18 protein-coding genes are annotated in these 19,292 nt (G+C 58.3%); 13 read left to right on the top strand and 5 right to left on the bottom strand.

Translation table 11 applies throughout. The features are described from left to right. Positions 1 to 29: 29 nt before the first annotated feature. From hemA to ACQUWM_RS05930, 4 genes are read left to right on the top strand one after another with little or no spacing between them, the layout of a single operon-like run. Positions 30 to 1,316 (top strand): glutamyl-tRNA reductase, encoded by a 1,287-nt coding sequence (hemA, locus tag ACQUWM_RS05915; protein WP_428921510.1) that lies wholly within the window; start codon positions 30 to 32, stop codon positions 1,314 to 1,316. Continuing rightward, positions 1,313 to 2,398, top strand: coding sequence for a peptide chain release factor 1 (prfA, locus tag ACQUWM_RS05920; protein ID WP_428921511.1), 1,086 nt, complete (start codon positions 1,313 to 1,315; stop codon positions 2,396 to 2,398). Before hemA ends, prfA begins: the two co-directional genes overlap by 4 nt. Next, entirely contained in the window at positions 2,391 to 3,233 is an 843-nt protein-coding gene (gene prmC / locus ACQUWM_RS05925; protein WP_428921512.1) for a peptide chain release factor N(5)-glutamine methyltransferase, read from the top strand. The genes prfA and prmC overlap by 8 nt, the downstream gene beginning before the upstream one ends. Positions 3,234 to 3,270: 37 nt before the next feature. Continuing rightward, positions 3,271 to 4,017: a molybdopterin-synthase adenylyltransferase MoeB gene (locus ACQUWM_RS05930; RefSeq protein ID WP_428921513.1), complete on the top strand. Its 747-nt coding sequence runs from the start codon at positions 3,271 to 3,273 to the stop codon at positions 4,015 to 4,017. 132 nt (positions 4,018 to 4,149) lie between these two features. On the opposite strand, the gene phrB is transcribed toward ACQUWM_RS05930, so the two are convergent. Next, on the bottom strand, positions 4,150 to 5,550 hold the full coding sequence (phrB, locus tag ACQUWM_RS05935) for a deoxyribodipyrimidine photo-lyase (protein ID WP_428921514.1): 1,401 nt from the start codon (positions 5,548 to 5,550) through the stop codon (positions 4,150 to 4,152). Between the two features lie 149 nt (positions 5,551 to 5,699). On the opposite strand from phrB, the gene ACQUWM_RS05940 reads away from it, so the two are divergent. The 5 genes from ACQUWM_RS05940 to ACQUWM_RS05960 are packed head-to-tail and all read left to right on the top strand — an operon-like array spanning position 5,700 to position 9,883. After that, a complete protein-coding gene (locus ACQUWM_RS05940) occupies positions 5,700 to 6,518 on the top strand; it encodes a hypothetical protein (protein WP_406999895.1) in 819 nt (272 codons plus the stop codon). A gap of 31 nt (positions 6,519 to 6,549) precedes the next feature. Further along, the gene (locus ACQUWM_RS05945; RefSeq protein ID WP_406999893.1) at positions 6,550 to 7,437 is read left to right on the top strand and encodes a mechanosensitive ion channel family protein; all 888 of its coding nucleotides are present in this window, start codon (positions 6,550 to 6,552) and stop codon (positions 7,435 to 7,437) included. Beyond that, a complete protein-coding gene (locus tag ACQUWM_RS05950; protein WP_406986273.1) occupies positions 7,418 to 7,915 on the top strand; it encodes an ATP-dependent zinc protease family protein in 498 nt (165 codons plus the stop codon). The genes ACQUWM_RS05945 and ACQUWM_RS05950 overlap by 20 nt, the downstream gene beginning before the upstream one ends. Continuing rightward, positions 7,912 to 8,817: a 30S ribosomal protein S6--L-glutamate ligase gene (rimK, locus tag ACQUWM_RS05955; RefSeq protein WP_406999891.1), complete on the top strand. Its 906-nt coding sequence runs from the start codon at positions 7,912 to 7,914 to the stop codon at positions 8,815 to 8,817. The genes ACQUWM_RS05950 and rimK overlap by 4 nt, the downstream gene beginning before the upstream one ends. 1 nt (position 8,818) lies before the next feature. After that, complete coding sequence (locus ACQUWM_RS05960) at positions 8,819 to 9,883, top strand: succinylglutamate desuccinylase/aspartoacylase family protein (protein ID WP_406999890.1); 1,065 nt, start codon at positions 8,819 to 8,821, stop codon at positions 9,881 to 9,883. Positions 9,884 to 9,918: 35 nt separating this feature from the next. On the opposite strand, the gene ACQUWM_RS05965 is transcribed toward ACQUWM_RS05960, so the two are convergent. Then, positions 9,919 to 11,040, bottom strand: a complete 1,122-nt coding sequence (locus tag ACQUWM_RS05965; RefSeq protein WP_428921515.1) for an HD domain-containing phosphohydrolase — start codon at positions 11,038 to 11,040, stop codon at positions 9,919 to 9,921. Positions 11,041 to 11,154: 114 nt separating this feature from the next. Between ACQUWM_RS05965 and ACQUWM_RS05970 the strand changes: the two genes are divergently transcribed. After that, the gene (locus tag ACQUWM_RS05970) at positions 11,155 to 11,580 is read left to right on the top strand and encodes a secondary thiamine-phosphate synthase enzyme YjbQ (protein ID WP_407002136.1); all 426 of its coding nucleotides are present in this window, start codon (positions 11,155 to 11,157) and stop codon (positions 11,578 to 11,580) included. 45 nt (positions 11,581 to 11,625) lie between these two features. Here ACQUWM_RS05970 and ACQUWM_RS05975 read toward each other — a convergent pair whose 3' ends face one another. The 3 genes from ACQUWM_RS05975 to ACQUWM_RS05985 all read right to left on the bottom strand — a co-directional run bounded on the left by ACQUWM_RS05975 (position 11,626) and on the right by ACQUWM_RS05985 (position 16,038). Next, positions 11,626 to 13,569: an alpha/beta hydrolase gene (locus ACQUWM_RS05975; protein WP_407002135.1), complete on the bottom strand. Its 1,944-nt coding sequence runs from the start codon at positions 13,567 to 13,569 to the stop codon at positions 11,626 to 11,628. 196 nt (positions 13,570 to 13,765) lie between these two features. After that, the gene (locus ACQUWM_RS05980) at positions 13,766 to 14,452 is read right to left on the bottom strand and encodes a response regulator (RefSeq protein WP_428921516.1); all 687 of its coding nucleotides are present in this window, start codon (positions 14,450 to 14,452) and stop codon (positions 13,766 to 13,768) included. After that, entirely contained in the window at positions 14,449 to 16,038 is a 1,590-nt protein-coding gene (locus ACQUWM_RS05985) for an ATP-binding protein (protein WP_428921517.1), read from the bottom strand. Before ACQUWM_RS05985 ends, ACQUWM_RS05980 begins: the two co-directional genes overlap by 4 nt. A gap of 268 nt (positions 16,039 to 16,306) precedes the next feature. Between ACQUWM_RS05985 and ACQUWM_RS05990 the strand changes: the two genes are divergently transcribed. Genes ACQUWM_RS05990 through ACQUWM_RS06000 form a run of 3 tightly spaced genes read left to right on the top strand, consistent with a single transcriptional unit; the run spans position 16,307 to position 19,253 of the window. Next, positions 16,307 to 17,284: a Bug family tripartite tricarboxylate transporter substrate binding protein gene (locus ACQUWM_RS05990; RefSeq protein WP_428921518.1), complete on the top strand. Its 978-nt coding sequence runs from the start codon at positions 16,307 to 16,309 to the stop codon at positions 17,282 to 17,284. Beyond that, a complete protein-coding gene (locus ACQUWM_RS05995; protein WP_428921519.1) occupies positions 17,281 to 17,727 on the top strand; it encodes a tripartite tricarboxylate transporter TctB family protein in 447 nt (148 codons plus the stop codon). The genes ACQUWM_RS05990 and ACQUWM_RS05995 overlap by 4 nt, the downstream gene beginning before the upstream one ends. Continuing rightward, the gene (locus ACQUWM_RS06000; RefSeq protein ID WP_428921520.1) at positions 17,727 to 19,253 is read left to right on the top strand and encodes a tripartite tricarboxylate transporter permease; all 1,527 of its coding nucleotides are present in this window, start codon (positions 17,727 to 17,729) and stop codon (positions 19,251 to 19,253) included. Before ACQUWM_RS05995 ends, ACQUWM_RS06000 begins: the two co-directional genes overlap by 1 nt. Positions 19,254 to 19,292: the final 39 nt, after the last annotated feature.

Raw genomic sequence — 19,292 nt, forward strand, 5'->3', positions numbered from 1 at the left:
ACTCTGGCATAAGGTTACGCAACCCCGAAATGGCTCTGGTTACGCTGGGAATCAATCATCGCACCGCACCGGTCGAGCTGCGCGAGCGCGTCGCGTTCACGCCTGAGCGCATGGCGGAAGCATTTTCCGAATTGCGCGCCATGTGCGGTGCCAGCGAAGCGGCAATACTGTCGACCTGTAACCGTACCGAGCTCTACATCGCCGGTGATGATCAGTGCGCGCCGGTAATTCTGCGCTGGCTGGCCGGTTTTCACGACCTGGATGCCGCCGATCTGGAACAGGCGCTGTACCTGCACCGTGATGGCGATGCCGTGCGCCACATGATGCGGGTCGCTGCCGGCCTGGACTCCATGGTGCTGGGTGAACCGCAGATTCTCGGGCAATTAAAGGATGCCTACGCGCTGTCCCGGGAGCACGGCGCCAGCGGTACGTTTCTTTCCCGCCTGTTCGAGCATACCTTTTCGGTGGCCAAACGGGTGCGCACTCAGACCGCCATAGGTGAGAACCCGGTGTCGGTCGCCTATGCCGCGGTCAGCATGGCGCACCACATTTTTGCGGATATGTCCCGCAACAAGGCGCTGCTGATTGGCGCCGGCAAGACCATCGAACTGGTGGCCCGCCACCTGGCCGATGCCGGGGTGAAGGATTTTCTGGTGGCCAACCGTACACTGGAGCGCGCCCAGGCGTTGGCGGAATCCCGGGGTGGCAAGGGTATTCTGCTCTCTGACATTCCCGAGCATCTCCGGGATGTGGACATAATTATTTCTTCCACGGCCAGTCCGTTGCCCATTCTGGGTAAGGGGGCCGTCGAGCGGGCTTTGAAAAAACGAAAGCACCGGCCCTATTTCATGGTGGATATTGCGGTGCCCAGGGATATTGAACCGGAAGTGGCTTCGCTGGCCGATGTCTACCTTTATACCGTGGACGACCTGCGCCAGGTGATTGAAGAGAACATTCGCTCCCGCGAGGGTGCCGCCCGGGAAGCGGAAAACCTGGTGACTGACGGGGTTCAGGATTTTCTGAGCCAGTTGCGGGCGCTGGATGCGGTATCCACTCTCAAGGAGTTTCGGCAGCGAGCAGAAGCCCTGCGGGATGCCGAAACCGAAAAGGCGTTGCGGGCCCTGCGTAACGGCGGTGATCCAGAAACCGTGTTGCGCAGTCTTGCCCGTGGCCTAACCAATAAATTCCTCCACGAACCTTCCATTCAGGTTCGCAAGGCAACAACCGAAGGTCGCAGTGAAGTGACTGAGTGGCTGAGGGAGCTACATCAACTGGATTCCCAGGACGACGACGCCACCACCCCGGAAAAACTATGAAATCATCGATCCAGAACCGCCTCGAGCAATTGTCAGATCGCTTCGAGGAAGTCAGTGCGTTATTGAGTGATGCCAGCGTTATTTCCAACCAGGAAAAATTCCGGGACCTCTCCCGGGAGTTCGCAGAAATCGAGCCGATTGTTCACTGTTTCCAGGCCTGGAAAAAATCCCTGGCGGATATTGAAGAGGCCCGTGAACTGGCCCGTGATGGCGACGCCGACATGAGGGAGATGGCCGAGGAAGAGCTGACGCTGGCCGAGCAGAAAACCGACGAGCTCGACGAAGAGTTGCAGCGGCTGATGCTGCCGAAAGACCCCAATGACGGCAAGAACGTGTTCCTGGAGATTCGTGCCGGCACCGGCGGTGATGAGGCCGCCATTTTCGCCGGGGATCTGTTCAAAATGTACCTGCGTTACGCCGAGCGCCATCGCTGGCAGGTGGAAGTGATCAGCGAGAGCGAAGGCGAACACGGCGGCTTCAAGGAAATGATTGCCCGGGTGGCGGGTGCTGGAGTGTATGGCGCGCTGAAATTCGAATCCGGTGCCCATCGGGTGCAGCGTGTGCCGGAAACCGAGTCCCAGGGGCGCATCCATACGTCGGCCTGTACCGTGGCGGTGATGCCGGAAGCGGACGAAGCGGAAGCGATCGAGATCAACAAGGCTGACCTGCGGGTGGACACTTTCCGTGCCTCCGGCGCCGGTGGTCAGCACGTCAACAAGACGGATTCGGCCATTCGCATTACCCACCTGCCCACGGGCGTGGTGGTGGAGTGCCAGGAAGAGCGTTCCCAGCATAAAAACCGCGCCAAGGCGATGAGCCTGCTGGCGTCGCGACTGCAGAACGCGGAAACCGAGCGCCAGCAGAAATCCATGGCGGATACCCGCAAGAGCCTGGTAGGCAGTGGTGATCGGTCAGAGCGTATTCGCACTTACAATTTCCCCCAGGGGCGGGTGACCGATCATCGCATCAACCTGACATTGTACAAGCTGGATGAAGTCATCTCCGGCGATCTCGACGCGGTGGTGGTTCCATTACAGCAGGAACACCAGGCTGAACTGCTCGCATCCCTCTCAGATGAGTGAGTCGTCGCTTACCTGTGATTCCCTGCTGCGGAATGCGACCATCGCGATTGCCGGAGAGTCCCCGCGGCTGGATGCCGAGTTGCTGCTCAGCTACGTGACCGGGCTGTCCCGCACCAGTTTCCGTGCCTGGCCGGAACGGCAGGTGACGGCCACCGAGGCGAGACGCTTCGAAGCACTGGTCCAGCAGCGCGCCAGCGGACACCCGGTGGCCTATCTTCTTGGTGAACAGGAATTCTGGTCGCTTCCTTTAAAGGTGAATGCCTCTACGCTGATTCCCCGGCCGGATACGGAGTGTCTGGTGGAGGCGGCGTTGGGGCTACCGATTCCTGATGACGCGCAGGTGCTGGATCTGGGTACGGGAACCGGTGCCATTGCCCTGGCGCTGGCCAGTGAACGTGGCCGCTGGCAGGTGTTGGCGTGTGATGCGGTGGCATCGGCGGTGGAGCTTGCTGCCGAAAATGCCCAGCGCCTGAATTTGCCGGTTACCGTGGTATTGAGTCATTGGTTTGACAACCTGCCGGCAGGACGTTTTGACCTGATTGTTTCCAATCCGCCGTACGTTGCCAGTGGTGATCATCATCTTGGTGAGGGGGATGTGCGGTTTGAACCTTCGTCCGCGCTGGTCGCCGGCGACGATGGTCTGGACGATATCCGGGTGATTGTGGCAACCAGTCCGCAGCGGCTGAGCGCCAATGGCTGGCTAATGGTTGAGCACGGTTTCGATCAGGGCAACGCGGTTCGTGATCTGTTCCGGAAGGCGGGGCTGGTTGCTGTGGAGACTCGTCGGGATTATGGCAATCGCGACCGGTTGACGCTGGGTCAATGGCCGGGCTGAATAGTCAGAACTATGGGTTTTCAAATGGGGGTGGGCAATGCTCGGCGATGAAGAGCTGATGCGTTACAGCCGGCAGATTCTGATGCCGGCGTTCGATATTGCTGGACAGGAGAAGCTGAAGTCTGCCCGCGTGCTGGTGGTGGGAGCCGGTGGTCTGGGTTGTCCGGTGGCGCTTTATCTGGGTGCGGCTGGTGTGGGTCATCTTACCTTGGTTGATGATGATGCCATCGAGCTGGCCAATCTTCAGCGTCAGATTGCCTTCAGTCAGGATCAGTTGGGGGATGCCAAGGCGGAGAGCCTGGCGGATCGGGTGCGCCGGATCAATCCGCTGGTGTCGGTGGAGGTCATTGGCCATCGTCTGGAGAATGATGAACTGGTGCGCCAGGTGGGTGAGGCGAGCCTGGTGGTGGATTGCACGGATAACTTTAATACCCGGTTTGCCCTGAACCGGGCCTGTGTTGCGGCGAAGGTGCCGCTGGTTTCCGGCGCGGCCATTCGCGGTGAGGGGCAGGTGTCGGTTTATGATTCCCGTGATCCGGAGAGTCCCTGTTATCACTGTCTGTATCCGGAGCAGGGCAATGAGGATTTGTCCTGTTCGGAGGCCGGTGTTATCGGGCCTTTGGTGGGGATGATCGGGGCCAGTCAGGCGATGGAGGCGGTGAAGGTGATTTCCGGGGTTGGTCGGCCTTTGGTGGGGCGTTTGCTGATTCTGGATGCCTGGAGGATGGAATGGCGGGAGATGAAGCTGGCGCGGGATCCTGGTTGCCCGGTTTGTTCAGAGTAATGGTGGTTGGCAGGGTCGGGGCAGGTCTGCCCAAAACACGCCGTGAATACATCCCTGTAGGCTCCGCTCCGCCATCCATGGCTCCGCAGGGTTTTGGGCAGACCTGCCCCGACCCTGCCTCCGACTTGTGAGTTAGCCTTTTAGCGCCTGAAACTTCGCAATCGCTTCCTTTCTACTTTCCTTCAGATCCACAATTGGCCGTGGATAACCCTTCGGAATAACACCACCTCTACCCGGATCATGGATGCGTTTATCATCCAGCTTCTGCAGTTCCGGTACCCATTCACGGATAAACTCTCCCTTCGGATCGAACCGCTCACTCTGGGTCACCGGGTTGAACACGCGGAAATAAGGGGCTGCGTCGGTGCCGGTGGAGGCGCTCCATTGCCAGCCGCCATTGTTGGAGGCCAGGAAGCCGTCTACCAGCTTGGACATAAAATAAGCCTCGCCCAGGCGCCAGTCGATGAACAGGTTCTTGGTCAGGAACATGGCGGTGATCATGCGCAGGCGGTTGTGCATCCAGCCGGTCTGGTTGAGTTGGCGCATGGCGGCGTCGACGATGGGGATGCCGGTGTGGCCGGTTTTCCAGGCTTCGAAGTGTTCCCCCGGGGTGTTCCAGCTGAGGTTTTCGGTTTCGGGTTTGAACGCCCGGTGCATGCTGACCCGTGGGTAGTGGTAGAGGATATGGATGTAGAAGTCCCGCCAGGCGATTTCGTTAACCCAGGTGCTCAGGCCTTCCTGGTTGCCGCCTGCACCCTGGGCCTGGCGGGCGGCGATTAGGCATTGGCGCCCGGACAGCACGCCGTTGGCGAGGTAGGGCGAGAGTTGGCTGGTGCCGTCGATGGCGGGGAAATCCCTTTGTTCCTTGTAGTTGCCTCCCCGTTCGCTGAGAAAAGCGTCGAGCTGGTCGTGGGCGGCGTTCTCGCCGGTTTTGACCAGGGCCGGAGGGGCGTCGGCGAAGCCGGCCGGGATGGCGTCGAGTTGTTGCGGTTTTACTGCATCGCCCTGTGGCGCGGGAACCGGGAAGACGGTCGGGTTGCTTTCTTCGATCCAGGTGCGCCAGCGGCGGGAGAAGGGGGTGAAAACGGAATAGGGTTCCTGCTGCTGGGTCAGTATTGCTCCGACCGGGGCTACGGTCTGGTCCCGGTATTTGTTTGTCTTGATGTCGCAGGCCGTCAGTTGTTCCCTGGCCGTCTTGTCCCGTCGGCGTTCGTTGATGCCGTATTCCTCGTTGAAGTGCACGGTGGTGATGTCGTTTTCGCGGCAGTGACGGGTCAGCGATTCGATGCTGTCGCTGAACTGGTGTGCTTCTAGGAAGGTCAGGGGGATGCCCAGCTTCGCGAGTTCCCTGGCCAGGGCGTTGGCGTGGGCGATGACGAAATGGACCCGGGCAGGGGACCAGTCGTGCTCCTGCCATTGTTGCGGTGTCACGATAAAGCAGGCTTTGACCGGGCCTCCGGCCTTGCAGGCGGCGGTCAGTGCCGGGTTGTCGGCCAGGCGGAGGTCGTTGCGGAACCAGACAAGTTGGGTCATCAAACTTCCTGTCAGAGGGTGGCGGTAAAGCGGGTAAGGGTAATTACCATCGCTCTGGATGAGTAAATATCATGATCAGGATATTCGCTGGAAGGCATTGATTGGATTATAGTTAAATCTGTTTTTTCGCCAGAATGTTCAGGATGCCAATGGCCGATAAAAAAGAAGAATCCGCGCCGCCGCGTGATGGGATCTGGGCTCGCCCCTATACCCTGGAATCCGGGCAGACCCAGTTTCATGAGCTCAGCCAGACGCGCCTCTGGGTCACCCGGCTTGATCTTGAGTGGCAGATTCGATCGGAAACCGTCAGAAAAGATGTCGACCCCATGCGCTGGACTGAACAGACCAGCCATGTATTGCCGGGCAGCGGTGTTCCGTTACAGCGGTTTGTACGGCCGGATGACAGTAATGAAGTGGTGTTTCTACCTGCGCTGGCTAGCCTCCCCACGGTGATCCGGCCCTATCAGCCGTTAACGATTCCCGCCGGTAGCGAGTGTGTGATCTATGTTGGTACGGTGGTGTGGATGCAGATCTGCGTTGGCCGACAGCGTACCCAACTGACAGAGCTGGCGCTGGCGGAGCCTTCGCAGACCTGGGTCGGGAAAAATACCATGGAAGGGGAGTTGTGTTATTCGGCCCCCAGCTATGCCCGCCTGGTTCTTGAGGCGGTACCCAAGCGCCCCTGGCGAGCTATTACTCCGGTGAAAATCGTGAACCGTCGCTCCGAACCGCTGTTGCTGGAGCGTTTTAGCCTGCCGACGCCGTTGCTGTCGTTGCACCAGAACGAACGGGGACAGCTGTGGACGCCGGGAGTGAAGGTTGTCTGTGAAACCGAAATGAATTCCGCCAGCCTGAATGTGGATCGGACGCTGTTCGCGGCGGCCGGTACCTGCAAACTGGTGTCACCAGCGCGTGAGAAAGGCGGCCGCGGGCGACTGATACGAACGTTCGACAGAATGTTCGGATAAGAATGCGAGTGCCAACAATGGAGCCAGTGGTTTGATCGAGGAAATGGAAAGCAGTCTGGTTGAGGTGGCCAGTGGTTTGCCCTGGATGCAGTGGCTCAGCGCCGCGTTCCTGCTGATTCTGGGCATTGTCCTGGGTTCCCTGGCGGCACGGAGCGTTTCCCGCGTCATGCAGGCAAGAACATCGCGACACCATACGGTGATGTTCCGCCGTCTGGTGTTCTATATTGTGGTTGCCCTGTTTGCCATGGCAGCACTTCGGGAGGCGGGATTTTCGCTGGATGTGCTTCTCGGGGCTGCGGGTATCCTGACGGTGGCCATTGGCTTTGCTTCCCAGACCTCGGCCTCGAACATGATCAGCGGGCTTTTCCTGCTGGTGGAGCGGCCCTTTGAAATCGGTGATTTTATTGAAGTGGATGCCACCCTTGGGGAGGTCGTCGGCATTGATATGCTGAGTGTGAAACTGAGAACCACCGATAACCTGTATGTACGGATTCCCAATGAGACCCTGATCAAGACCCGGGTGGTGAACCGTTCCCGGTTTCCGATTCGCCGTCTCGACCTGACGGTGGGTATTGCCTACGCTGAAGATGTGGAGAAGGTCGAAGCACTGCTTCTGGAGCTGGCCGGGCGTAATCCGGCCTGCCTGGAGGAGCCGCGACCGTTTGTGCTGGTCACGTCATTCGGACCGTCCTCCGTTGACCTGCAGTTTTCGTTCTGGGTACCGAAAGAGCGGGTACTGGAAAGCCGCAGTAGCATGATGGTGGACATCAAGAAGACTCTGGACCGAAAAGGAATCGAGATTCCGTTTCCCCATACCAGTATTTATGCCGGAAGCCATTCCGCCCCCTTCCGGGTGGAACTGCTGCGACCGGAGAGAGCGACCCATAAGGAACTGCCGGATGCCGACGAAAACGGATAAACCCACAAAACCTGTCACGTACCCGACGCTTGAGGGCAGGATCAACCTTGGCTGGCGGGAGTGGGTGGCGTTGCCCGACCTGGATATTCCCCGGCTCAAGGTGAAAGTGGACACCGGGGCCCGCACGTCCTGTCTGCATACTTTTCGCGTTGAGCCGTACGATGGTGACGGTGAGCGTCGCGTGCGTTTCTGGGTGCACCCGGTCCAGAACAACCTTCACCACGTAGTGGAATGTGATGCGGCCGTACTGGATGAACGCTCAGTATCGGATTCCGGTGGCCACCGGGAGCTGAGGCTGGTGATCGAGACCCGTCTGGTGATCGGTGATGCCGTATGGCCCATCGAAATGACATTGACCAACCGGGACTCCATGCGGTTCCGGATGTTGCTGGGGCGTACCGCCATGGCGAGGCGCTCCGTTATATATCCTGAAGCTTCCTATCTTGCCGGTGAACCGGCCCTAAGGACGATCAAATGAAGATAGCGATTCTGTCGCGTAACCGTCACCTGTACTCCACTCGTCGTCTGGTCGAGGAAGGTATTAATCGGGGGCATGAAGTGCGGGTTATCGACTGCCTTCACTGCTCCATGAACATCACATCGTCCAATCCCCAGATCCACTACCACGAAGAGGTGCTGGAGAATTTTGACGTGGTGGTGCCGCGAATTGGTGCTTCGGTCACTTTCTACGGCACGGCGGTCTTGCGGCAGTTTGAAATGATGGGGGTATTTCCCGTCAACGAGTCTGTGGCCATTACCCGGTCCCGGGACAAGCTGCGCTCGCTCCAGCTGCTGGCCCGCAAGGGCGTGGGCATGCCGGTGACCGGTTTTGCCAACAAGCCGGACAACGTGCCCGAACTGCTGAAGATGGTGGGTGGCGCGCCGGTGGTGATTAAGCTGTTGCAGGGTACCCAAGGCATTGGCGTGGTGCTGGCGGAAACCCGCAAGGCCGCAGAAAGCGTGATTGAGGCTTTCATGGGCCTGAAAGCGGACATTCTGGTGCAGGAATTCATCAAGGAAGCTGGCGGTGCCGATATCCGCTGTTTCGTTATTGGTGACAAGGTTATTGCGGCCATGAAACGCCAGGGCGCAGACGGGGAATTCCGTTCCAACCTGCATCGAGGCGGCACCGCCTCGCTGATTCGCATTACCCCTGAAGAGCGTCGCACCGCAATAACCGCCGCCAAGGCCATGGGCCTGAATGTGGCCGGCGTGGACCTGTTGCGCTCCAGTCGCGGCCCTCTGGTGATGGAGGTGAACTCGTCACCGGGGCTGGAAGGCATCGAGAATGCCACCGGCAAGAACGTCGCGGGGATGATCGTTAACTGGATTGAGAAAAATCAGAAACCCTGGAAAACCCGCACCAAAGGGAGAGGTTGAGATGGCCAGAGCGCCATTTGTCATCGCCGGTACCGAGATCAAGGCGGGCACGCGCCAAACTGTGGAAGTGCCGGTTGCCAAGTTGTATACCCACACACCGCTGCACATTCCGGTGGAGGTGATTCATGGTCGCCGGGACGGGCCAGTGTTGATGGTCTGTGGCGCCATCCACGGGGATGAAATCAACGGCGTGGAGATTGTCCGTCGGGTGCTGACCAATTCGGCACTGCGACACCTGCGGGGTACCCTGCTGGCCGTGCCCATTGTCAATATTTTCGGGTTCGTGCAACGCACTCGCTACCTGCCTGACCGGCGAGACCTGAACCGGTGTTTCCCGGGCAGTGAGAGCGGTTCCCTGGGGGGGCGTATTGCCTATCTGTTGCGCACCCAGATCATGGAACATGTCACTCATATCATCGATCTGCACACCGGGGCGATTCACCGGTTCAACCTGCCGCAGATTCGCGCCGAGCTGAAGAATCCGGAAACCATCCGCATGGCGGAAGCCTTTGGTGCACCGATTATCATCAACGCCAGCCTGCGGGAAGGCAGCTTGCGGGCCTATGCGGATTCCCTGGATATACCTGTCGTGACCTTTGAGGGGGGAGAAGCCCTGAGGTTTGATAACGTGGTTATCACCAGTGGCGTGAAAGGGGTCATCCGGGTGATGCGGGAATTGGAAATGGTGCCTGCCAAGAAAAGCCCGAAAGCTCCCAGAAAGCGCTCTGAGACCGCTGCCAACTCGCTATGGGTGCGTGCGGACATTGATGGCATCATGCGCCCCGTGGCCCACCTTGGCCAGAAAGTCCGCAAGGGGCAGAAACTGGCCATGGTGGCGGACCCGTTCGGTGAAACCGAGGCGGCAGTGCTGTCCCCGGTTTCCGGCATTGTGATTTGCGTGAACAATCTGCCGCTGGTGAACGAAGGCGAAGCCATTTATCACATCGCCCGTTTTGACGAGCTGGGCGAGGCTGAGAAAGCGATGAACTATTTCCGCAGCTCCTATGAAGCGGAAGTGGGTGAGGCGGTGGTGCCAGTCCATCCATGGGACGAGCAGCAGAAGTAACCCGCGGGACAATCAGGAAGATTTGCGACGGTCTGTTATTGATCCGCGTCCTGAAAGGTCTCGCGGATTTCCAGCACCTCATCCAGATTGTCCATCAACGCGTTGGCGCAATCCGGATCAATCCGCTGGCCGGAAAGGGATCTGATTTCGTCCAGCGATTGTTCAACGGTCCATGCTTCCTTGTATGGACGACGGCTGGTCAGTGCATCGAAAATATCCGCCACGGTGACAATTCTGGCTTCCAGGGGAATGTCCTTGCCCGCTAATCCATCTGGATAACCGGAGCCATCAAAGGCTTCGTGGTGGTGGGCGATGATGTTCAACAGCATTGTGGTGTGCTGGATGTCTCCCATGCGGTAGTTGCGGAGCAGTTTTTCTGCCATGGCCTTACCTTTGGAAGTGTGAGTTTTCATAATCTCAAACTCTGCCTTTGTCAGCTTCCCGGGCTTGAAGAGGATGCTATCCGGAATGGCGACTTTACCGATATCGTGTAGTGGCGCGAACAGGTAGACGTATTCGGGAAACTGATCATCGTTTGCGCTGGCGGAGACGACGTGACGTGCGATGACTCTGGCGTAACGGGACATACGCTGGAGATGGGCGCCGGTTTCCGGGTCCCGCGAATAAGTAAGATCCAGTGCAGATTGAACGGTGGAGAGTAGAGTTCGAACCAGGCTGAAGGAATTGAATATAAGCAATGCTATCAGGTCCGCCACCAGGTTCAGCTGACTGATGCAGGCGGGATCGAACGCGTTCTCTTGCTCGGCGTTGAAGAAGATGAAGCCGAGTAATTCGTCGTCAAAGAACAGTGGCAGCGTATAGCTCCCCCGGTACCCGGCCTGATAGATCTTCTGGGCATGGACGTGTGAGCTGTTTCTGAAAACAGACAAGTCCTGTTCGAGCCTTGCACCTCTGGACTGGGCCAGCAGGTTGAGAGAGTGGCAACTGGACAGGGTTGACTGATAGTGATTTAAGGGCGTTTCCTTGCCACTGTAGGTAAAGGTTCTGACCTTGTCGGTGGCTTTGTCGTATAACGCTATGGAAACTCGTGTTATCTGCGGGTGCAGATCCCTGACAACCTGATGCAAATGCACCAGTTTCTCTGCGAGCGAGTCAGACTGGTTGAGAGTAATCAGTACATCATTCCGGCTGCGCATAGTTCAGTCTTATCGTCAGGTTTGGAGTTAGTAGTTAAGCATAGCCAATACCAATGCAGAGCGTTAGGCTGAAGTCAGAGTTTGTTGATCGCTACACAAAAAGGTGAACAGTAGATGATCTGGGACCAGAAATTTATCGAATTGGCACCCCTTCCGCGCGGGTTCCACCTGGTGACAAACGAAATTGTCGCGCAGGCACCGGACCTCAGGAATTGTCAGGTTGGGCTGCTGCACCTGTTTATTCAGCACAGTTCCGCGTCATTGGCGATAAACGAGAACGCGGATCCAGATGTGCGGGGGGATCTGGAGCGGCATTTCAATGTGCTGGCTCCGGAAGGGGCTGATTACTATCAGCACACCGCTGAGGGGGCTGATGATATGCCCGCCCATATAAAAAACGTGTTGATTGGCCACTCACTGACAATCCCGGTTTCGGATGGTCATCTGGCCTTGGGAACCTGGCAGGGAATCTATCTGTGCGAGCACCGGGACCATGCCGGAAGCCGCCGCATTGTGGCAACGTTGCAGGGGCGGTGGTAAGGAGCTGGCAGACCCCCTTGAATGAATCTGCCAGTATGGCCTGTCTTAGCGTGAGGTTGTCATTTCAAGTTGCTGCTGTCCGTCTTCCGTCAGCAAAGGCAGTGAAACATTGCCGCTGACACTGACTGCGGGAACCGTCAGATCGCGGGAAAAGGCGCCAAGGAATGTCGGGTGCTGACCATAAAGCATCAGAACCAGTTGATCTCCGGTGTTCAGCCGTTCTGCAATTCCCGTCAGTTCGATGTCGTGTTGCCCGAAGCCGCGAATGGGCTGAACTTGTTCGTCGATCAGTTCGGGAATGCTTGCGCCCCCTCTGATAACACCAACCCCGACAAACAGGATGGCATCGCAGGTGCCGGTTGCGAACACCGGATCCGACTCATCCAGACAGCGCTCCTCGAGGTCGGACAACGGGGCTCCGACATTGAGTGTGGCCGTCGGGATACCGGCGATAACTCCGTCACTCTCCAGCGTTGTCAAAGGAACGATGGTTGGTAACAAACCCGCGACGCCTGTGAAGGTGGTTACCTCTATGTCTTCTCCCAGCATATCGTATCTGACCGGGAAGCTGGCGCCACCAACGGTGACTTCCGGTGCCGGGACCGCGTCACCGGGGGAGAGGGTGTAACATATCTGGTCGCCGGTGGTGATAACGTTATCCGCATTGCCACGGCCCAGAAGCTTTTCATTGAACCAGGCAACGGTCGCCTGATTGGCGCTGATGTCGCCGCAATCGGTCAGGGTGTTGAGGCCCGCAGTGGCCAGATCCGGCAGCGACTCGGCATAGAAGCCCAGGCTCGCCAGGGTTTCCTGGATCAGGCCGACGTTGGGCGCAAGGTAATGATGACTGAAGGGGTAGGTGAGCAAGCGCACGTCACCGCCGGCTGCTTTCAGCTCCTTGTAATTTTCCCAGGCGTCGTTGAAGGGAAACAGGCTGTCTCGCATGCCCTGGAACATGAGTACGTCTACCGGATAAGGGGCCATCTGTGGCGTCTTGATGACATAACGGCCGTCACTGGTGATGGGAATCTGTCCGGTGATCGGATCCAGCAGGTACTCCTGGCTGTTGCCGCTGTCGAACAGTTCAAGGCTGCGTTCGTTTTCCCAGAAATAACTGGGGCTGTGGTAGTGGAAGAAATCCAGTGCCGGCTCGGGGAAGCGGTTCTGGACAATGCCATCGATCAGCGAAGAACGCAGGTATGGGTCCATGGAGCCGCCTGTCCCGGCATCCCCGGCAAGGGAAAGGAACGCGAGCCAGTAGTTCTTGGTAACGTTGCCCGGGTTCAGGCTGTAGGTCAGGTCGTGCCAGGTAATGTGCGGCACCATGGCGTCCATGCGCTGATCCGGGTCTGCGTTATAAAGCAGGTACTGGAAACCGCCACCGTAGCTGCCGCCGACGCCACCCAGCAACAGGTTGTCATCACGGTATTTGAGGTAATCCAGGTGGGTTTCCGCCCAGTCGACAATCTGGACAAGGTCTTCTCCTTCAAAGTCCGGATCCATCACCCGAATGGTTCCGCCGCTTTCACCATGACCACGCTGGTCGATGCTGATCACAGTGAAGCCCGCGTCCACCAATGGGGCGATGGGGGCCAGAGGATCATCACCGGCTTCGGTGGAGCGAGTGCCGCTGAAACCGTGTCCCTGGAGAATCAGGGGGTGTTCAGTCTTGCAGTCAAACTGGGTTGGCTCGAAAACCTGGAATACGATCGCGGCACCATCTATCCGGGAAGGCATTTCTACCCGATAGCTGCGGCCGCCGGTCAGATCACTGCCTTGGTCGCAGGAGGCGTGTACCAGCTCGCTGATGCTTTCTGTCAGTGGACGGGAAATGGTTCGGGTGGTTGAGGGTTGGGTGTTGGTTTCGCGGCTTTCGGTGTCGCCCAGGGTGGCTCCACCAGAAGCCTCAGAGCTGCTGCCACCTCCTCCGCATGCCGCCAGCAGAGCCGCACTGGTGCCAATAACCAGGGTACTGGTTAATCTGTTCATAATTATGCCTTTGTATGTTTTTGTTGTGATGCATTACAAAGTGTGACGAAAGTCACAATAAGGCGGGGCGATTTACGGGGCGATGGCCAGAATGCCCGGGGAGAATGGCTCGCAGGTCAAAGCTTCAGGGGACGCTCACGCACCTGAAGGTATGCCTGACCAGTCAGGGAGTGTGGTTGTGGCGAGGGACGTGATCTCACTGGAGGTGGTATCGCCTTTCCGGGCGTCCAACGCTGCCGTAGGTCACTTCGGCGGTGAGCTCGCCCTTACCGACCAGAAACTCCAGATAGCGGCGAGCGGTGGTTCGGGAGGCGCCGATGGCATTGCCCAGTTCCTCGGCACTCCATTGTTGTCCGGATGAAAGCACCTCGCGGATTTTATCCAGCGTGATACTGTCGATGCCCTTGGGCAGCCGTTCTTCGCGAGCCGGCTGGGTATCTTCGCCCGAACTCCGTGGCAGCAGGGCATCCACCTCTTTCTGCGCCACCCGGACCAGGCCTGACAGATGGCGAAGGTGGTCCCGGTATCGGCTGACGGCTTCTTCAAGGCGCTCGAACACCAGCGGTTTGAGGATATAGTCGAACACCCCGCCGCGCAGGGCGCTTCTCAGGGTTTCCACTTCCTTGGCGGCGGTGATAAGAATAACGTCGCTGCTGCTGTCTTTTGCCCGGAGCTCACGGAGCAGTTCAAGCCCGTTCCCGTCGGGGAAATAGATGTCCAGCAGGATCAGGTGAGGCGCCATCACGTCGATCAGGTCCCTTGCGTCTTCCAGGCTGTGGGCGATGCCACACAGTTCGACGTCGTCCAGGCGTTCGACAAATCGTCGCTGGATTTCCGCAATTTTCCGGTCATCTTCAACAATCAGAATGCGAATGATGGTCAATGACTGTCCCTCCCTCTGCTGGTTTTGGGTAGGTAAAGGGTAAAGCGGGCGCCTTTTCCAGGCAGGTCGTCAACTGTGACTGACCCACCCCAGCGATTCAGGAACTGGCGTACCAAGTGCAGGCCATAGCCATGTGCGTCACCTTTCTTGGTGCTCACGCCTTTCTCGAAAATCGTCTGCCGGAGATCTTCAGGAATGCCGGGGCCTTGATCTTCCACCTCGAAAATCAGTTCGTGCCCGAGGTCGGTCATGGAAAGCTCAACGAGCCCGCCTTCGCCGGTTTGTTGGCGGGTTGCTTCAAGGGCATTGTCGATCAGGTTGCCGAGCACGCTGACCAGTTGATCCCGCGGCATATCGGCGGGTATATCCGTCATCCGGCTATCCGGATCGATGTGGAGGCGCAGGCCCATTTCCCGCGCCCGGTTGTACTTGCCCAGAAGGCAACCGGCAATGATAGGGTCGGGCACCGCATCCAGCAGCAGGTGAATCAGCGCCTGGTGATCACTGACTTCACTGCCAATCAGACTCAGTGCGTCTTCATAGGCTTCGATCTGGATCAGGCCGGCAATGGTATGGAGCTTGTTCGAGTACTCATGGGTCTGGCTTCGTAAGGTGTCAGCGTATTGCTGTATCCGCGTTAACTGCTGGCTGACCTGATCCACTTCGTCCCGAAGCCTGAAACTGGCGACCACGCCAATAATGTCCGTGCCCTGGCGGACGGGTAGCCGGTTCACGATCATCTGCCGGTTTCTCAGCCACACTTCCCGGTCAAAGTCCGGTGTGCCGGACTCAAGCACCGAAAGCAGGTCGCTTTCGGGCAGGACTTCGAGAATGGGGCGGCCTGCTAGAGGTGTGTGCGGGTCCAATCCAAGCGTTTCCAGGGCAGTTCGGTTCACGGTGGTGATGATGCCCTCGCGGTTGATGGCGATAATGCCCTCCCGGACCGACTGGAGTGTGGCGTCCCGCTCCTGGAACAGGCGTGCGATTTCCTCCGGCTCCAGTCCGAATATGGCGCGTTTGAAGCGACCGGCAATGACGATGGCAATCACTATGCTGATCAACAGCGCCAGGCCAACGACGCTGTAGAGCACGATGCTGTAACGTTCAATGGTTGCGTTCACCTGATCGACGCCATAGCCGACGGAAACAATGCCGATAATCTCGCCGCTATCCGGTTCAACCACCGGTGCCTTGCCGCGCATGGACTCGCCCAGGCTACCTTCGGCCCTTGCCACGTAGGACTCACCATCGACCAGGGCGCGCCGGCCATCGTCACCATCGTCGTCTGCCATGGAGTGGCCAATCCGGTCGGCGGAGGGGTGCGCAAGGCGAATGGCCTGGTGGTCACCGATAACAATGAACAGGGCTTCGTTGGTGTGTGCCAGGCGCCTGGCCAACAGATTGAGGGTGTCTATATCACGCTGGTGGATGCCCTCTATTACTGTGGGCGCGGCGGCAACGGTTTTGGCAACCATCAGCGCACGCTGTCCGATCTCATCAAACAGGGAATCACTGAGGTAATAGCCGGCGAATACGCCGATCAGTGTAGTTTGCAGGGCACTGACGAACCCGAGCGAAAGGATCATTCGGGTTTTAAGTTTGGTTTTTCGGAACACGTTATCAGCAGCGATTGGTTTGTTGTCATTATTCCCTTCAGGGTAAATCACAAGTTTCGCGATTACCCGTAAATTTTATGAACTTAACGCCCATTAGTTTCTTTAAAGGCTTTACGTCCAGAAACTTCTGGAGGCGTTGATTGCCCTCTAGTCTGTTTTTGCGAGTCTCCTTCCCGCGGGATCCAGCAATGAGATCCGCCGAGGAAGAGACCATAAAAACAAGAGTGAGGTGACAATCATGACTATCAAACAAACACTTTCCCTGGTGGCAGCCGCCACCTTCAGCATGTCCGCTCTGGCCTGGCAGCCTTCCGGTAAGGTCGAGTGTATTGCTCCTTCCGATCCGGGCGGTGGCTGGGACTTTACCTGCCGCAGTGCCGGCAATGTCCTCAGAGAGCTTGGCCTGATTGATGGCACGGTCCAGACCGTGAACATGGCTGGCGCCGGTGGCGGGGTTGCTTTTGCCCACACGGTCAGCAAGCGGGCCGAGGACGACAAGCTTATTGTGGCCGCATCGACAGCCACCACCACACGCCTGGCACAGAAGCAGTTTCCCGGTCTGGACGCAGATATGGTGAATTGGGTTGGGGCGTTGGGGGCCGACTACGGCGTGATTGCCGTGGGCAGCAACTCCAAATACCAGAACCTGAATCAGCTTCTGGATGCCGTCAAGGCGAATCCCAAGTCGGTGAAGTTCGCGGGCGGCAGTGCCCGGGGCGGGTGGGATCATCTCAAGGTCCTGATCACGGCAAAGGCTGCCGGTGCTGAGCAGCTCCCGGCGATTCCCTACCTTTCCTACAACAACGGCGGCGAAGCCATGACCCAGGTGGTGGGCGGCCAGGTTGATGCCTTTACCGGTGACCTCTCAGAAGTCACCGGCTTTATGGAATCCGGCGACCTGCGTGTGCTGGCGGTACTGTCGGATGAGCGTGTGCCGGGTAACTTTGCAGAGATTCCGACGGCAAAAGAGCAGGGCATTGATGCGGTCGGTCCGAACTGGCGGGGTTTCTACATGCCGAAGGACGCCTCCGAAGAATCCAAGACCTACTGGGCCAATACGGTCGATACCCTTTACGCCAGCGAGGAATGGAAAAAGGTCATGAAGGCCAATGGCCTGATTCCCTTCCACCCACCGGCGGGTGAATTTGACAGCTTTGTGCGGCAGCAGGTGCAGGACATCGAAACTCTGTCTCGTGAAATAGGGCTGCTCAAATGACTGGCCTCGGTGATCGACTTCTTGGTCTTGGCCTGATGGTGCTGGCAGTGGTTTACGGCTGGTTGGCCCAGCAGTGGCCGGAACCGTTTGGCGGCGCCGAAACCGTGGGGCCGGAAACCTTTCCCACCATCCTGGCGGTCGTGCTGGTGGCCGGTGGTATCTACCTGATGATCAGGCCGGATCCCGACGCACAGTGGCCGCTGGGTAAGTCCGCACTGGAGCTTGTGGTGTCCCTGCTGGTTCTGGTGGTGTACGCCATGCTGCTTGAGCCTTTGGGGTTTGTCATCTCGACAACCCTGGCTGTGGGCACGCTGAGCTGGCGCATGGGTGCTAATCCCCGAAGTGCATTTGTGACGGGGCTGATCAGTGCCGTGGTGGTGTTTGTGTTGTTCAACTACGGCTTGTCACTGAACCTGCCCGCTGGCCTTCTGGAGGTGAACTGATGGAAACGCTCGGTTTTCTGATGGACGGCTTTGCGGTGGCACTGACACCGTACAATCTGATGTTCGCCTTGCTTGGCGCCTTTGCCGGTACCCTGATCGGTTGTATGCCGGGCCTCGGTCCCGCCAATGGCGTGGCCATTCTTATTCCCCTGGCGTTCACGCTGGGTCTGCCGCCGGAAACGGCCATGATCCTGCTGACCTCGGTCTACGCGGGGGCCATGTACGGCGGCCGCATATCCTCCATCCTGCTCAATATCCCCGGTGACGAGCCGGCGATGATGACCTGTCTTGATGGCTATCCGATGGCCCGCAAGGGCAGGGCGGCGGATGCGCTGGCGATCTCTGCCATAGCATCGTTCTCTGGCGGTCTGATAGGGACGGTGGGTTTGATCATGCTGGCCCCGGTGCTGGCGAAGTTTGCTCTCAGTTTTGGACCGGCGGAGTACTTCGCGCTGTTCCTGCTGGCGTTTGCAACGCTGGGTGGTATTACCGGTAAGAACCCGATGAAAACCGTGATCGCTGCCACTTTGGGGATCATGATTTCCACCGTGGGGATCGATATCTCCACCGGCACCCAGCGCTACACCTTTGGCGTGCTGGAGCTGTACGAAGGGATCGATTTTATTCTCGCCATTGTGGGGCTGTTTGCGATCTCGGAGTTGTTGTTCTTCGTCGAGTCACGCATGGGTCGTGGGCGCGAAAAGGTGAGCGTGGGCAAGCTGACTCTCGGCTTCCGGGAACTGGTCAGCACCATTCCTACCCAGTTGCGTGGTGGTGTGCTCGGGTTTATTTCCGGGGTCCTGCCGGGGGCGGGCGCGTCTCTGGGCAGCTTCATCAGTTACACGCTGGAGAAGCAGATTCTGGGCAAGAAGGGCAGGTTCGGTGAAGGCGATATCCGCGGTGTGGTTGCGCCTGAAGCGGGTAACAACGGTGCTTCATCGGGTGCGCTGGTGCCCATGTTGACCCTGGGGGTACCTGGCAGTGGCACGACAGCGGTCCTGCTGGCGATGCTGATCTCGCTGAACATCACGCCTGGCCCCCTCATGTTCACCCAGAACGCCGATATTGTCTGGGGCGTCATCGCAGCCCTTCTCATCGGGAATGTGCTCTTGCTGCTGCTGAACATTCCTCTGGTCGGGCTCTTTGTACGGCTGCTGTCAGTTCCCCCCATGTACCTGTTGCCGATCGTGACCATGGTTGCCTTCGTGGGCATTTACTCCATCAGCAACAGTACTTTCGATCTGTATTTCATGGTGGCGTTTGGTGTTGCAGGTTATTTCCTGCGCAAGCTGGAAATCCCGGTGGTGCCCATCATTCTCGGTCTGTTGCTGGGACCGGAGATGGAAAAGAACCTCGGACATGCCCTTGTGCTGTCAGATGGTGACTGGAGCGTTCTCTGGGCCAGCACCCTGGCCAAGAGCTTCTGGCTGGTCGCCGGGTTGAGCCTGGTGCTGCCGTACCTGGTTGGCCCCCTGCTGCGTCGCCGCATGAACGCTGCCATGAAGGAAAGCCCGGTCAGTGACTGACTGCGCTCCAGTGTGTTCCCGCCAGACTGGTGTCTGGCT

Origin of the sequence: Marinobacter sp. DUT-3 (genome assembly GCF_050379435.1) — a bacterium.
GTDB lineage: Bacteria > Pseudomonadota > Gammaproteobacteria > Pseudomonadales > Oleiphilaceae > Marinobacter.